15 protein-coding genes are annotated in these 12,690 nt (G+C 66.0%); 4 read left to right on the forward strand and 11 right to left on the reverse strand.

Going from position 1 to position 12,690, the window contains the following annotated elements:
* Positions 1 to 42: 42 nt before the first annotated feature.
* From AC07OC_RS08250 to rlmD, 3 genes are all read left to right on the forward strand, one after another.
* Positions 43 to 516 carry an Lrp/AsnC ligand binding domain-containing protein gene (locus AC07OC_RS08250; protein WP_218297562.1) on the forward strand — a complete coding sequence of 158 codons (474 nt, stop codon included), beginning with the start codon at positions 43 to 45 and terminating at the stop codon, positions 514 to 516.
* Between the two features lie 116 nt (positions 517 to 632).
* Positions 633 to 953, forward strand: coding sequence for a hypothetical protein (locus tag AC07OC_RS08255; protein ID WP_218297561.1), 321 nt, complete (start codon positions 633 to 635; stop codon positions 951 to 953).
* Between the two features lie 68 nt (positions 954 to 1,021).
* A complete protein-coding gene (rlmD, locus tag AC07OC_RS08260; protein WP_492807648.1) occupies positions 1,022 to 2,485 on the forward strand; it encodes a 23S rRNA (uracil(1939)-C(5))-methyltransferase RlmD in 1,464 nt (487 codons plus the stop codon).
* A gap of 71 nt (positions 2,486 to 2,556) precedes the next feature.
* On the opposite strand, the gene AC07OC_RS08265 is transcribed toward rlmD, so the two are convergent.
* Positions 2,557 to 2,934, reverse strand: coding sequence for a hypothetical protein (locus AC07OC_RS08265; RefSeq protein WP_218297559.1), 378 nt, complete (start codon positions 2,932 to 2,934; stop codon positions 2,557 to 2,559).
* A gap of 120 nt (positions 2,935 to 3,054) precedes the next feature.
* Entirely contained in the window at positions 3,055 to 3,750 is a 696-nt protein-coding gene (locus AC07OC_RS08270; RefSeq protein WP_010458089.1) for a Bax inhibitor-1/YccA family protein, read from the reverse strand.
* A gap of 223 nt (positions 3,751 to 3,973) precedes the next feature.
* Between AC07OC_RS08270 and AC07OC_RS08275 the strand changes: the two genes are divergently transcribed.
* Positions 3,974 to 4,381, forward strand: a complete 408-nt coding sequence (locus AC07OC_RS08275) for a GlcG/HbpS family heme-binding protein (RefSeq protein WP_218297558.1) — start codon at positions 3,974 to 3,976, stop codon at positions 4,379 to 4,381.
* 251 nt (positions 4,382 to 4,632) lie between these two features.
* Here AC07OC_RS08275 and hemP read toward each other — a convergent pair whose 3' ends face one another.
* The 9 genes from hemP to AC07OC_RS08320 form a co-directional block, all read right to left on the reverse strand.
* Complete coding sequence (hemP, locus tag AC07OC_RS08280) at positions 4,633 to 4,860, reverse strand: hemin uptake protein HemP (protein WP_218338805.1); 228 nt, start codon at positions 4,858 to 4,860, stop codon at positions 4,633 to 4,635.
* A gap of 566 nt (positions 4,861 to 5,426) precedes the next feature.
* Complete coding sequence (locus tag AC07OC_RS08285) at positions 5,427 to 5,837, reverse strand: ExbD/TolR family protein (protein WP_494600806.1); 411 nt, start codon at positions 5,835 to 5,837, stop codon at positions 5,427 to 5,429.
* 3 nt (positions 5,838 to 5,840) lie between these two features.
* Positions 5,841 to 6,560 carry a MotA/TolQ/ExbB proton channel family protein gene (locus tag AC07OC_RS08290; RefSeq protein ID WP_218297555.1) on the reverse strand — a complete coding sequence of 240 codons (720 nt, stop codon included), beginning with the start codon at positions 6,558 to 6,560 and terminating at the stop codon, positions 5,841 to 5,843.
* 29 nt (positions 6,561 to 6,589) lie between these two features.
* The gene (locus AC07OC_RS08295) at positions 6,590 to 7,279 is read right to left on the reverse strand and encodes an energy transducer TonB (protein WP_218297554.1); all 690 of its coding nucleotides are present in this window, start codon (positions 7,277 to 7,279) and stop codon (positions 6,590 to 6,592) included.
* A gap of 98 nt (positions 7,280 to 7,377) precedes the next feature.
* The gene (locus AC07OC_RS08300; protein ID WP_218297553.1) at positions 7,378 to 7,650 is read right to left on the reverse strand and encodes a (2Fe-2S)-binding protein; all 273 of its coding nucleotides are present in this window, start codon (positions 7,648 to 7,650) and stop codon (positions 7,378 to 7,380) included.
* 114 nt (positions 7,651 to 7,764) lie between these two features.
* A complete protein-coding gene (locus tag AC07OC_RS08305) occupies positions 7,765 to 8,892 on the reverse strand; it encodes an alpha-hydroxy acid oxidase (RefSeq protein WP_494597350.1) in 1,128 nt (375 codons plus the stop codon).
* A 75-nt stretch (positions 8,893 to 8,967) separates the two neighbouring features.
* Positions 8,968 to 9,660, reverse strand: a complete 693-nt coding sequence (locus AC07OC_RS08310) for a Fe2+-dependent dioxygenase (protein WP_218338802.1) — start codon at positions 9,658 to 9,660, stop codon at positions 8,968 to 8,970.
* Between the two features lie 105 nt (positions 9,661 to 9,765).
* The gene (locus tag AC07OC_RS08315; RefSeq protein ID WP_255590906.1) at positions 9,766 to 11,916 is read right to left on the reverse strand and encodes a TonB-dependent receptor; all 2,151 of its coding nucleotides are present in this window, start codon (positions 11,914 to 11,916) and stop codon (positions 9,766 to 9,768) included.
* A 321-nt stretch (positions 11,917 to 12,237) separates the two neighbouring features.
* Positions 12,238 to 12,558 (reverse strand): SWIB/MDM2 domain-containing protein, encoded by a 321-nt coding sequence (locus tag AC07OC_RS08320; protein ID WP_055402700.1) that lies wholly within the window; start codon positions 12,556 to 12,558, stop codon positions 12,238 to 12,240.
* Positions 12,559 to 12,690 lie beyond the last annotated feature (132 nt).

Here is a 12,690-nt window from a genome sequence, read left to right on the forward strand (position 1 = left end):
GGTCGAAAATAGGCGGTCTGTCAGAATAAATCACTATCAAAAATGACGATGGAAACCGATCTGGACCGTATTGACCGCAAGATTTTGTCAATCCTGCAGGAAGATGGGCGCATTGCCAATCTCAAGCTGGCGGACGCCGTCGCGCTGTCGCCCACCGCGGTGCTGGCGCGCGTACAGCGCCTCACGCGCGACGGCTTCATCCTGGGCTACGAGGCGCGGCTCAACCCGCTGAAGCTGGGGGCGGGCATGCTGGTGTTCGTGGAGGTGCTGCTCGACCGCACCACGCCGAATGTGTTCGACCAGTTCAAGGCGGCGGTGCAGGTGCATCCCGAGATCATGGAGTGCCACATGGTGGCAGGGGGGTTCGACTACCTGCTCAAGACGCGCTCGGCCGACATGAACGCCTACCGCGTGTTCGCGGGCGCGGTGCTGTGGCAACTGCCCGGCGTGCGCGAGACACGCACCTATGCGGTGATGGAAGAGGTCAAGCACACCAACCACCTGCACCTGCGTTGAAGGGGCGCGCGGGGCCCGGCGGTGCGCGCCGCTGCCATGGAGCCACGGCTGCATTGGCTCGGCACGCCAAAGCCTCCATAATCCCAGGCAGACATGCCAGATCGAGGAGAAGAACCATGACCCGCTTCCCATACGCCACTGCCGCTGCCGCCGCGCTGCTGGGCGCCCTTTTCAGCCAGTCGGCCGCGGCTTCGTGCTACGTGGTCTACGGCCCCGACAAGGACATCGTGTACCGTGCGCCCGAACCGCCGGTGGACATGTCCTACCAGATCCACCAGACCCTGCCGCTGGTGGCGCCGGGCGCCACGCTGGTGTTCACGCCGGACAATTACAACTGCGACCTCACCGTCAACAAGCTGCCCCTGGCGTCCGCGCAGGGCGCCACGGGATCCATGGGATCCGTCGGCGGCCGCCCCGCGCGCGCGGACCGCGGCTGACCTGACCGAACCGGCAGGCTGCGGCGATCCCCGGGCAGGCACCGGCCCGGGCCTGAGACAATCGGGGGATGAGCGAACCGAAAGAACTATCCCCCTCGTTTGAACCCACCGCGCAGGATTCCCACGGCGATCTGCCCGAGGGCTGGCTGCAGGTCCAGTCCATGGACCTGGATGCCCAGGGCGTCGCCCGCAAGCCCGACGGCAAGGTCATCTTCATCGACGGTGCCCTGCCGTTCGAGCTGGTCACCGCCAACACCCACCGCAAGAAGAACAACTGGGAGCAGGCCAGCCTGACGGCGATCCACCGCGAATCGTCGCAGCGCGTGCGCCCCGGCTGCCCGCACTTTGGCCTGCATGCCGGAGCCTGCGGCGGCTGCAAGATGCAGCACCTGCACGTGGGCGCCCAGGTGGCCGTCAAGCAGCGGGTGCTGGAAGACAACCTGTGGCACCTGGGCAAGGTCAAGGCCGGCACCGTGCTGCGCCCCATCGAAGGCCCCGCCTGGGGTTACCGCTACCGTGCGCGGCTGTCGGTGCGCCATGTGATCAAGAAGGGCCAGGTGCTGATCGGCTTTCATGAACGCAAGAGCCGCTACGTGGCGGACATGCAGCAGTGCCCCGTGTTGCCGCCCCATGTAGACGCCATGCTGATGCCCCTGCGGGCCCTGATCGCCGACATGGATGCGCGCGACACCTGCCCGCAGATCGAGCTGGCCTGCGGCGACAGCGTGACGGCCCTGGTGCTGCGCCACCTGGAGCCGCTGAGCGCCGGCGACATCGCCCGGCTGCGCGCCTTCGCCGCCGATCACGGCGTGCAATGGTGGCTGCAGCCCAAGGGCCCGGACACGGTGAAGCTGCTCGAGGAGGGCGGCGAGCAGCTTTCCTATGCGCTGCCGGATTTCGGCATCACCATGCCGTTCAAGCCGACCGACTTCACGCAGGTGAACCCGCACATCAACCGCGTACTCGTCTCCCGCGCGCTGCGCCTGCTGGACGTGCAGCCCCACGAGCGTGTGATCGACTGGTTCTGCGGCCTGGGCAACTTCACGCTGCCGCTGGCCACGCAGGCGCGCGAGGTGCTGGGCATCGAGGGCAGCGAGGCCCTGGTGGCCCGCTCGCGCGAGAACTATGCATTGAATCAGGCTGCAGCGCAGGACCATAAAGCGCTGGCAGCTACTGATTTTGTAGCGCGCAACCTGTTCGAGATGACCCCGGAGATGCTGGTGGCCGACGGCGCGGCCGACAAGTGGCTGGTCGATCCGCCCCGCGAAGGCGCGTTCGCGCTGGCCAAGGCGCTCGCCGACATCGAGCAGGCGCGCATCGGCGCCGAGGGTGCGGGCCCGCTGCCCGCCGGGGCCGAAGGCTGGACCCCGCCCAAACGCATCGTCTATGTCAGCTGCAATCCCGCCACGCTCGCCCGCGATGCCGGGTTGCTGGTGCATCTGGCGGGCTACCGCTGCACGGCGGCCGGCATGGTGAACATGTTCCCGCACACGGCGCACGTGGAAAGCATGGCGGTGTTCGACCGCGCCTGAGGGGAGAAAGGGCCGCCGCAGCCGGTGTGCGCCGGCCTGGCCGCGCACGGGGGGAGAGCGGCCCGCTAGCCCTAGCTGCGGTTGCGGTTCGAAGCCGCGTCGCGGGGCTCGGTCTCGATATCGCCGGACCGTTCGGCGCGCTCGGGTTTCTCGACCACCTTGCCGAGCACCGAAGGCGTGCCTTCCAGCTTGTTTTCACGCATGTAGGCGTCCATGTCCTTCCACCCGGCGAACACCGAGGCCTTGGCGGCCTTGGGGTTCAGGGTGTAGCAGTCTTCCAGCCCGCGCAGCGCGTGGCGGCAGGCGCCGCCGATGGCCTTGGCTTCTTCCTCGCGCTGGACGATCCTGGGATCCGGGCCCAGGCCAGGGATCTTGTTGCAGGCGGCCAGCAGCAGGATGCTGCACAGGGCCAGCATGCGCAGTGCGGTGGAGCGGGTTTTGCGATACATGTGCTTGCATTATCGGCACGCTGGCCGCGCTATTGAGGGCTTGGCGGTGCGAAGCGCAAGAAAAAGGCTCCCGAAGGAGCCTTTTTGCCTTGAGGTGGCGCCCGGGAGCGCGCCACGGGGTCAGTCGCGTTCGCCGCCCATGATGCCCAGCAGCGCGAGCAGGCTCTGGAACACGTTGAAGATGTCCAGGTACAGGGCCAGCGTGGCGCTGATGTAGTTGGTTTCGCCGCCGTCCAGGATCTGCTTCAAGTCATACAGCATGTAGGCGCTGAAGATGCCGATGGCAGCGACCGAGATCGCCATCATGCCGACCGAGGAGCCGACAAACACGTTGATGACGGCGCCCACCATGAGCACCAGCGCGCCCACCATCAGCCACTTGCCCATGCCCGAGAGGTCGCGCTTGATCACGCTGGCCAGGCTGGCCATCACGAAGAACACGCCCGCGGTGCCGGCGAAGGCCGTCATGATGAGGTCGGTGCCGTTCTTGAAGCCCAGCACCATGCCGATGAGGCGCGAGAGCATGAGGCCCATGAAGAACGTGAAGGCCAGCAGCACGGGCACGCCGGCTGCCGAACGCTTGGTCTTTTCGATCGCGAACATGAAGGCGAACGCGCCGCCCAGGAACACGATCAGGCCCACGCCGCCGCGCAGCGACTGGGTGATGCCGGTGGCGACGCCGACCCACGCGCCCAGCACCGTGGGGATCATGCTCAGCGCGAGCAGCCAGTAGGTATTGCGAAGCACCTTGTGGCGCTCCTCCTGCGAGATGCCATAGCCCGCAGAGTGCCCCAGGGTGGTGACTTGGTCATTCATCTTGTGTCTCTCCTTGTTGGCCTGCACGACGCAGACAGTGCAAATTCTAGGTGGTGGCGGCTGGAGGCCTTCCAATATCCGCGTCCGGTCACCTACTTTTGGTAAGGGTTCTTTCACCCTGCATGGGGGTGAGGCGGTGGGCGTATGCCGCTATGCTTGCCGTCTTTCCCCCGCCGGCGCGGACTCTCGCGGCCCGGCATTCTTCTCCTTTGCGGGTATACCAATGAAAACCAAGCATGAACTCGAACTGGCCGACGTGAAGGCCATTGCCGCTGCCGCCGAAGCCGAGGCGCTCAAGAACCAGTGGGCCGTGACCATCGCCATCGTGGACGATGGCGGCCACCTGCTGTGGCTGCAGCGCCTGGATGGCGCCGCCGCGGTGTCGTCCCACATCGCCCCGTCCAAGGCCCGCACGGCCGCCCTGGGGCGCCGCGAGAGCAAGGTGTACGAGGACATCGTCAACGGCGGCCGCACGGCCTTCCTGAGCGCGCCCGCCATCGACGGCCTGCTCGAAGGCGGCGTGCCGATCCTCAAGGACGGCCAGTGCCTTGGCGCCGTGGGGGTGAGCGGTGTGAAGTCCACCGAGGACGCGCAGGTGGCGCGCGCCGGCATCGCCGCTCTGGGGCTTTGACGGGATTCCAGGGCGTGGGCCCGCAGGGGGCAGGGGGCTGAAGAGCTTTCAGGTCCTGTGCCTCCCAATGAAAAAACCGGCCCGCGAGGCCGGTTTTTTCATGGCGTGATGGAGAAATCTGGGGCGGGGATGGGGCCGCAAAAAAAGCCTGGCTACGCGGGCGAACCCGTTGGCTGGCAAAAACGACCCTTTCGAGCTTGTAGCAAGCCCGGGAGTCGCCCCACGATGAAACTTGGAGCCGCTGCCAGGGACTACTTGGTCAGGATCAGCTTGCCCAGCTTGGTTGCCTGCAGGCGGTACACCGATCCGTTGTGGCTGATGGCCACGGCCTTCTGGCCTTGCAGCAGGGAGCTGCTGTCCACGGCGGCGGTAGGGGGGGTGGGCTCGGTGCGTTGGCTGGCCAGTCCGTCGGCGTGCGAAACCCCCTTGCTGGCGGAGGCGGGGCGCAGGATCGAAGCGGCGGTCAATGTGGCTTGCATGAGGTTGTTCCTGGTGCGTTGCAGTGCGTTTTGCTAATGATAACGATTCGCAATTACAAGTCAAGCGACAGGAGTGTTTCTTTTTGTTCTTCTGGGTGAGGCATTTGATTTTGAATGGTGCGCCGCCGGTTTTGGCATCGATTTACGCAGCCTCAAGTGGGAAAGTAGGTCAAGCAGCCGGGGGGAAACGGAAACGGTCACGTCTCGGGCGGCGGGTGTCACCCCGCTCCGACGGGAACCGCCTAGGTGTGAACTGACCCCGGATGCGGCGCCGCTGTGGGTCAGTCTTGGCAGAGACCACTGTGGGGTCTCTGCAGGGACCCGCCTCTCCACCGCCGGGCGAGCCGCTTCAGAGGATGAAGGAAGCCAGGGCGTTCTCGGCGCCCGAGCGGGTCACTGGGGGACGGAAGAATTTCACATCCCCCCGCCGACATCGGGCTGGGCAGGAAAAACGACCCAAAGACGAACAAACCCGGCGCGTCCTCTGCAGCCAATGGTGCAGCGGCCGGCCGGGCGGGTTTTTGGCGCGCAGGACGCTGGCGGATTGGCTGACTGATTGACTGTCGTCAGGGCGCGGGGTCGGTCACGAAACCGATCTTGCGCACGCCAGCGCGTTGCGCGGCGGCCATGGCCTGGGCCACGCGCTCGTAGCGCACTTCCTTGTCGCCGCGGATGTGCAGATCGGGCGGCGGCTCCTTGGCCGCCTCGACCTGCAGGCGCGGGAAGAGTTCTTCCTCCGTGACCTGCGACTCGTTCCAGTAGTACTTGCCGTCGGCCGATACCGACAGGCGCACCGTCTCGGGCTTGATGTTCTCGGGCTGGTTGGTGGCGCGTGGCAGGTCCACGTTCACCGAGTGCTTCATGACGGGCACGGTGATGATGAAGATGATGAGCAGCACCAGCATGACGTCCACCAGCGGCGTCATGTTGATCTCGTTCATCACGTCATCGGCATCGTCTTGCGTTCCGAAAGCCATGGCTCAGCCGCCTTTCTTCATGGGCAGCACCTTGCCCTGTTCGCCCGCCGCGCTCACGCGGGCGCCGGTGACGAAGTAGGCGTGCAGGTCGTGGGCGAAGCTGTTGAGGCCGCCCAGGATGGACTTGTTGCCGCGCACGAGGGCGTTGTAGCCCAGCACGGCGGGGATGGCCACGGCCAGGCCCAGGGCGGTCATGATCAGCGCTTCGCCGATGGGGCCGGCCACCTTGTCGATGGTGGACTGGCCCGAGGTGCCGATGGCCAGCAGCGCGTGGTAGATGCCCCAGACGGTGCCGAACAGGCCGATGAAGGGGGCGGTGGAGCCGACCGAGGCCAGGATGGCCAGGCCCGACTGCAGGCGCGAGGTGAACTCGTCGATGCAGTTGCGCAGGCAGCGGGTGACCCAGTCGCTCACGTCCAGCGTGTCGTGCAGGTGGGCCTTGGTGTTGCGGTGGTGGGCGGTGGCTTCACGGCCTTCCAGCGCCAGGTGGCGGAAGGGGTTGGTAGGGTCCGTGCCCAGCTTGGTCAGGCCGGCGGCGAAGTCCTCGCTGTGCCAGAAGTCCTGCGCGGTGCGGGCGTGCTTCTTGAACTTGATGATGTCCAGCGCCTTGATGAGGATGACGATCCACGAGGCCAGCGACATGGCCAGCAGCAGGATGGCGACGGCGCGGGTGACGAAGTCACCCTGGATCCAGACGTTGGCGATGCCGAATTGCGATTCCATGAGAAAAACTCCCTAAAGCGGTGATTTGGTTATTCGAGAACGAAGTTGACAGGGACCAGGTTCCACATGGTCTCGGGCACGCCGTTGCGTTTGCCGGGCACGAAGCGCCAGCGCATGACGGCTTCCTGGGCCTGTCGGTCCAGCCGGTCGAAGCCGCTGGACTTGTTGATTTCGACCTTCTGGGGCAGGCCGTCGGTGCCGATCAGTACCCGCAGCACCACCTTTCCCTGCTCGCCCATGCGCTTGCTGATGGCCGGATAGCTGGGTTTGGGGTTGTTCAGGTAGGCAGCGTCGCTGGACGGCAGTTCGATCTTGGGCGGCGCGGGGGGCGCTGGAGGGGCTGGCGCCGGTGCGGGCGGGGCCATGGGCGCTTCGATGGGCGGTGCCGGCGGCTGCGGGGTGGTGATGCCCGTGGGGGCATTGGGGGCGGGCGTGGGGTCCGCGATGGCCACCGGCATGGGTGCGGGGCGCGGGGCGGCCTTCGGGGCCGGCTTGGGAGGGGGTGGCGGCGCGGGAGGCGGTGGCGTGACCTTGGGGGGCGCGGGTGGTGCGATGAATTCCGTCAGCAATTCCGCCGGCACGATGACTTCGGCCGCGCGGCGCAGCAGGCCCGACTGCAGGGCCCAGAGGCCCGCAACATGCAGTGCGACGACGGAGCCCACGATCACGGTGTTGCGGCTGAACCCCCCGGGGGTGGCAAAACGATCTGGGTGAGACATAAAAATGATAGCAGCTAGCGCTTGTGGATCAAGCGCTAGCGCCCTAAAAGACCTTGATTATTTGCGAAAGATCCACCAGGCCGAGCCTGCGACGAGGATCAGGCTGCCAGCGAGCGTTGAGAGGAGTTCCATGACTTGCTTTCCAGGATGGAGCTGGCAAGCTGGATCGTTTGCGGCGCTGCCTCATTGTGCAGGGCCGCCACCGGATTCGATGCGCTGCACTGTGCCACCACGTCGCGGGCACAGCTTTCGCAGCATCCGCATTGGGTGGCCACGCCCAGCTCGAACTGGATTTCGTCAAAGCTCATGCCCGCACGTGCGTGGCGGGCAATCTCACGGTCGGAAATCCGGCGGCAAACACAGACGATCATGGCGGCAGGCAGTGTGGCTGGCTGTTGAAGGTGTCGCCATTATAAATAAGAATCTATCGCATTTGCAATAAGCCATTTCTGCCATGAGGGAGAAACCGGCGCAAAGCCGCCGCCTCAGCCGGGGCTGTCTGCGGTGAGCAAGGCTGGCGTGGCGTCTGCCAGCGTGGCGCAGCCGGTGAGCGCCATGGCGATCTCGAGCTCGTCGCGCAGCAGGCGCAGCACGTGGGCGACGCCGGTGGCCCCCGCATTGGCCAGCCCCCAGACGGCCGGGCGCCCCACCAGCACGGCGGATGCCCCCAGCGCCATCGCTTTGAGCACGTCGGTGCCGCGCCGGATGCCGCCATCCACCAGCACCGGCAGTGCGCCGCCCACGGCCTGCACCACGCGCGGCAGGGCGGTGGCCGTGGCCGGGGCGGTGTCCAGCGTGCGCCCGCCGTGGTTGGACACGATGACGCCCGCAACGCCGGCCGCCACGGCCTGGCGCGCATCCGCCGGGTGCAGCACGCCTTTGAGCAGCACGGGCAGCCGGGTCACGGACTGCAGCCACGCCACGTCGTCCCACGTGGGGGCGTGGTGCAGCAGCCCGTCGAACAGCGCGCTCTGGTCCGCGCCGAGGGGTGGGGTGGGCGGCGCCTGCATGCCGGCCAGATTGACGGGGCCGATGCCGGGCGGCAGGCGAAAGCCTGTGCGGCGCTCCCGGTCGCGTGCGCCGCTGGCGGGCGCGTCCACGGTCAGCACCAGGGCTTCGAACCCTGCGGCCTCGGCGCGCTGTGCCAGTGCGCGGGTCAAGCCACGGTCTGGCTGCAGGTACAGCTGAAACCACAGCGGACCGCGGCCGGGGTCGGGCAGTACGGCCTGGGCAATGCTCTCCAGCGACACGCTCGCCTGGGTGCTCAGCACCACCCCCGCGCCCAGGGCCGCAGCCGCGTAGGCCATCGCCAACTCGCCGTCGGCGTGGGCCAGGCGCTGAAAGGCGACGGGTGCCAGCAGGATGGGGTGTGCCAGCGTGCGGCCCAGCAGCTGGACGCGGGTGTGCCCGCCCGTCAGCGGACGCAGCACGCGGGGCCACAGGGGCAGGGCGTCCCATGCGCTGCGGTTGCTGCGCAGGCTGATCTCATCGGCCGCGCCGCCACTGAAGTAGGCCCAGGCGTTGTCGTCCAGGTGCCGCCGGGCCTGCTGCTCGTGGTCGGCCAGGCTGACGATGCCCGGAGGAAGCGGTTGGCGTGCGGGGACGTGGGTCATGGCAATGAAAAAAGCACCTGGCGTTTGTTCAGAGCGCGCAAGGTGCTATCAATAAAGGAGCGAAAGGGGCGGCGCTCACACGTCGGCCCACATGCGCAGCAGGTTGTGGTACGTGCCCGACAGGGCGATGACCGAAGGATCCGTTTCACCTACGCTCTGGCGCAGCCGCAGCAGGGCCATGTCCATGTCGAACAAGAGCTGGCGCTGCTCCAGCCCGCGCACCATGCTTTCCACCCAGAAGAAGCTGCTGATGCGGTGGCCGCGGGTGACGGGCGACACCTGGTGCACGGTGCTGCTGGGGTACAGGATCATGTCGCCGGCCGGCAGCTTGATGCGTTTTTCGCCCCAGGCTTCGGTGGCGACCAGTTCGCCGCCGTCGTATTCGTCCGGCGGGGTCAGGAACAGCGTGCACGACAGATCGCTGCGCACCCAGCAGCTGTCTGCCTTGGAGTGCATGACGGCGCTGTCCACATGGCGGCCATAGAAGTTGGCGCCGTCGCCGTAGTTGTTGAACAGCGGGTTGTAGATGCGCCGGGGCAGGGCGGCCGAGAAGAACAGCGCATTGCGGGCCAGCGCGGCCTTGACGATGCCTTGCAGCTGGGCCGACAGCTCGCTGCCCTGCGCGAGTTGCAGGTTGTTCTTCTGGTGCACGGCCTGGCTGCCCGCGCTGCGGGCGCCATCCACCCAGGGGGTGTCGGCCGCCCAGAGCTTTTGCCGGAACAGGGCGACCTCTTCGGCCGTCAGTACGTCTTGGATGTGCAGGAACATGGGGCCTGATTGTGACTCCGCCCCAATGAAGGGGCGGTGTCGTTTCGTCAAAACATCGGCGCTTTCAGTGCGTCAGCAACGCACCACAGGCGCATTGCATGCGCGTCAGAAGCGCGTCTTGAGCGACAGCTGCACGGAACGCGCCGTGCCCGGCGTGTAGAAGCCGCGGTACAGGCCGTCCGCATAGGTGCGGTCGAACAGGTTGTTGACGTTGAGCTTCAGCGTGGTCTTGTCGTCGAACGCGTATTCGACCATGGCGTCCATCACCGCGAAGCCGCTGGCGTACACGGCACGCGAGCCTTCGGGGTTTTGCTTGCCGCGGTAGGTCACGCCCGCGCCCACGCGCACCTTGGAGGTGACGGCGTAGGTCGTCCACACGCTGCCGCTGTGCTTGGGCGTGAGGCCTGGGCGGTCGCCCTGCGCCTGGGCACCACCGCCGTTGGCGGGCACCACCACATTGCTGTGGTCGATCTTGGCCGAGGGGATCCAGGTGTGGTTGGCGAACAGTTCCCACTGGGGCGTCAGGCGGCCGGCGAGGTTGAATTCCATGCCGGTGGCGTGGCGCTTGCCGGACAGCAGCTCTTGCTGGGCTGCGGTGTCGGGGTCGGTGTTGCGCTCGTTGTACTTCTGGCTGTAGAACGCGGCCACACCCAGCAGGGCACGGCGCTCGAACAGCTCGAACTTGCTGCCGATCTCGAAGTTGCGGCTCTTTTCAGGGTCGGTGTTGGCCGTGCGCGCCGTGCCGGCGCCGGGGTTGCCGAACTGGTAGGTGTCGCCCGAGGTGTTGTACGAGGTGCCGTACGACACGTAGTACGAGGTCAGCTCGGTGGGCTGGAACAGCAGGCCCACGCGGGGGCTGACCAGGCTGTCGGAGCGGGAGTTGCTCAGCGCGCCGGTGGCGTTCTTGTAGGAAGCCCTGAAGTTGTCGTAGCGCAGGCCGCCCACCAGCTTCAGGGTGTCGTTGATCGCGACCGTGTCCTGGAAGTACAGGCCCAGGTTGCGCGAGGTGAAGGTGTTCCACTGCACCGGTGCGCGGCCGTCGGCCACCCAGGCGCCATCGTTGGGCGAGCCCACGGTGGTGTTGGGGCGCGGCGTGGTGTTGGCGTAGTTCTGGTTGCGCTTGGCATCGTCGTCGTAGTAGTCGACGCCGGCCAGCACCGCGTGCTTGCGGCCGCCCCAGTTGAAGGTGTTGTTGTAGTCGCTTTGCACCTGCAGCACTTCGCTCTCGCCCAGGCGGCCCTTGGAGCCACGGGTCAGCACGGTGCTGCCATTGATCTGGCCCAGCGTGATGCTGCCGTTCTGAAAGCCGATGGTGCTGGCCAGCAGGTCGCGCTCGTACTTGCCGTAGCGCAGGCGGGTGGTCAGCTCGCCGTTGTCGTCGAAGCGGTGGATGTGGCCCAGCGTCACGTACTGCGATGAGGTGTCGTTGTGGTCGCTGGCCAGGCCGTAGTAGTTGCGGGCATCCAGCGGCGTGTTGATCTTGCCGTCGACCACGCGCCAGGGGTGGTTGTACAGCGGACGGCCCTTGGATTCGAGGTAGTACAGGCCGATGGAGAATTCATCGCGCGTGCCGATGCCCCAGGCGAAGGTGGGCGCAATGCCGCGCTTGTCCTGCTTGGCGCCGTAGTTGTCGTACTCCTGCACCATGGCGTTCAGGCGGAAGGCCGCGTTTTCGCCGGTCTTCCAGTTGAAGTCGCCCGTGGCGCGGTGGAACTGGCCGGTGCCGAAGGTGTAGCTGGCTTCGTGCTGGTCGATCAGCAGCGGGTACTTGTTGACCTGGTTGACGATGCCGCCGGTCGAGCCTTTGCCGAACAGCATGGAGGCCGAGCCCTTGAGGACTTCGATGCGGTCGTTGTTGAACGTGTCGCGCTCGATCAGTGGAGCGTCCTTCATGCCGTCCACATAGATGTCACCGGCCAGGCCCAGCGAGAAGCCGCGCATGCGCACGTCTTCTTCACCCGTTTCGCCCGACTGGAAGGTCACGCCCGCCGTGGTGCGCAGCACCTCGCGGAAGTCGTCCTGGTTGCGGTCGTTCATGAGCTTTTCGGTGAACACCGTCACGGACTGGGGGATGTCCTTGATGTCCTGGTTGCCCTTGCCGACGGTGGTCTTCTTGAGCAGCAGGGTGTCCTTGCCTTGCACTTCGGCCGCTTCCTGCACCGTCACGGTGGACATGGTGGCTTCCGGTGTGCCGGACTGGGCCATGGCGCCCATGGAGGCGGCCAGCATCAGGGCGCCCAGGGGCAGCAGGGCCATGTCGGACGATGCGCCGGTGGCGGTGGAAACAGGGGATGCGGTGTGACGCAGCGCGGTGCTGCGGCGCTGAGCGCGTGATTTTGCCAAGATGGACTCCGTCGATGGGGGATGTGCAGGTCGGCGCCCGATGTGCGCCGCAAACGAGCCGGATGCAATGACGCTTGTGAGAAATACGTCACAAAGTCATGCTTCTTCGTGCATCTTTATGTTACATCGAATGAGGGTCATTCTCATTTGCATTGATGTTTACACGCCACACTTTGCCTGGGTACGGACGAAAAAAAGCCGGCAGAGCCGGCTTTTTCGGGGGGCGCGAAGCGCTTACTTGACGTGCTTGCCAATGAGGCCGGCGAGTTCAAACATCGACACCTGGGGCTTGCCGAACAATTCCTTGAGCTTGGCGTCGGCATTGATGTTGCGCTTGTTGGTGGCGTCCTGCAGGTTGTTGGCCTTGATGTAGACCCACAGCTTGCTGATGATCTCCGTGCGCGGCAGCGGTGCCGAGCCCACCACGGCGGCCAGCGCGGGGCTGGGCGTGAGCGCCTTCATGAAGGCAGCGTTGGGGGTGCGCTTCTTGGCGGGGGCAGCAGCCGTCTTGGCTGCGGGGGCTGTTTTTGCCGGAGCTTTTTTTGCAGTTGCCATGTTGGGTTTTCCTTGTTGGAAGTAAATTTTCACCAGCGAAAACTAGGCTGTCCCACTGGCAGGCTGATGCTACTGGGAAAAAAACGCGTTTCCAAGGGAGAAACGGCTTTTTTTGCCTCGATTTGTAGCCGT

Source organism: Acidovorax sp. GW821-FHT10E04 (assembly GCF_059415185.1).

Excerpts from the sequence above, each read along its gene's own strand:
- AC07OC_RS08250 (WP_218297562.1), top strand. The coding sequence starts at position 43 with ATGACGATGGAAACCGATCTGGACCGTATTGACCGCAAGATTTTGTCA.
- AC07OC_RS08255 (WP_218297561.1), top strand. The coding sequence starts at position 633 with ATGACCCGCTTCCCATACGCCACTGCCGCTGCCGCCGCGCTGCTGGGC.
- rlmD (WP_492807648.1), top strand. The coding sequence starts at position 1,022 with ATGAGCGAACCGAAAGAACTATCCCCCTCGTTTGAACCCACCGCGCAG.
- AC07OC_RS08265 (WP_218297559.1), bottom strand. The coding sequence starts at position 2,934 with ATGTATCGCAAAACCCGCTCCACCGCACTGCGCATGCTGGCCCTGTGC.
- AC07OC_RS08270 (WP_010458089.1), bottom strand. The coding sequence starts at position 3,750 with ATGAATGACCAAGTCACCACCCTGGGGCACTCTGCGGGCTATGGCATC.
- AC07OC_RS08275 (WP_218297558.1), top strand. The coding sequence starts at position 3,974 with ATGAAAACCAAGCATGAACTCGAACTGGCCGACGTGAAGGCCATTGCC.
- hemP (WP_218338805.1), bottom strand. The coding sequence starts at position 4,860 with ATGCAAGCCACATTGACCGCCGCTTCGATCCTGCGCCCCGCCTCCGCC.
- AC07OC_RS08285 (WP_494600806.1), bottom strand. The coding sequence starts at position 5,837 with ATGGCTTTCGGAACGCAAGACGATGCCGATGACGTGATGAACGAGATC.
- AC07OC_RS08290 (WP_218297555.1), bottom strand. The coding sequence starts at position 6,560 with ATGGAATCGCAATTCGGCATCGCCAACGTCTGGATCCAGGGTGACTTC.
- AC07OC_RS08295 (WP_218297554.1), bottom strand. The coding sequence starts at position 7,279 with ATGTCTCACCCAGATCGTTTTGCCACCCCCGGGGGGTTCAGCCGCAAC.
- AC07OC_RS08300 (WP_218297553.1), bottom strand. The coding sequence starts at position 7,650 with ATGATCGTCTGTGTTTGCCGCCGGATTTCCGACCGTGAGATTGCCCGC.
- AC07OC_RS08305 (WP_494597350.1), bottom strand. The coding sequence starts at position 8,892 with ATGACCCACGTCCCCGCACGCCAACCGCTTCCTCCGGGCATCGTCAGC.
- AC07OC_RS08310 (WP_218338802.1), bottom strand. The coding sequence starts at position 9,660 with ATGTTCCTGCACATCCAAGACGTACTGACGGCCGAAGAGGTCGCCCTG.
- AC07OC_RS08315 (WP_255590906.1), bottom strand. The coding sequence starts at position 11,916 with ATGGCCCTGCTGCCCCTGGGCGCCCTGATGCTGGCCGCCTCCATGGGC.
- AC07OC_RS08320 (WP_055402700.1), bottom strand. The coding sequence starts at position 12,558 with ATGGCAACTGCAAAAAAAGCTCCGGCAAAAACAGCCCCCGCAGCCAAG.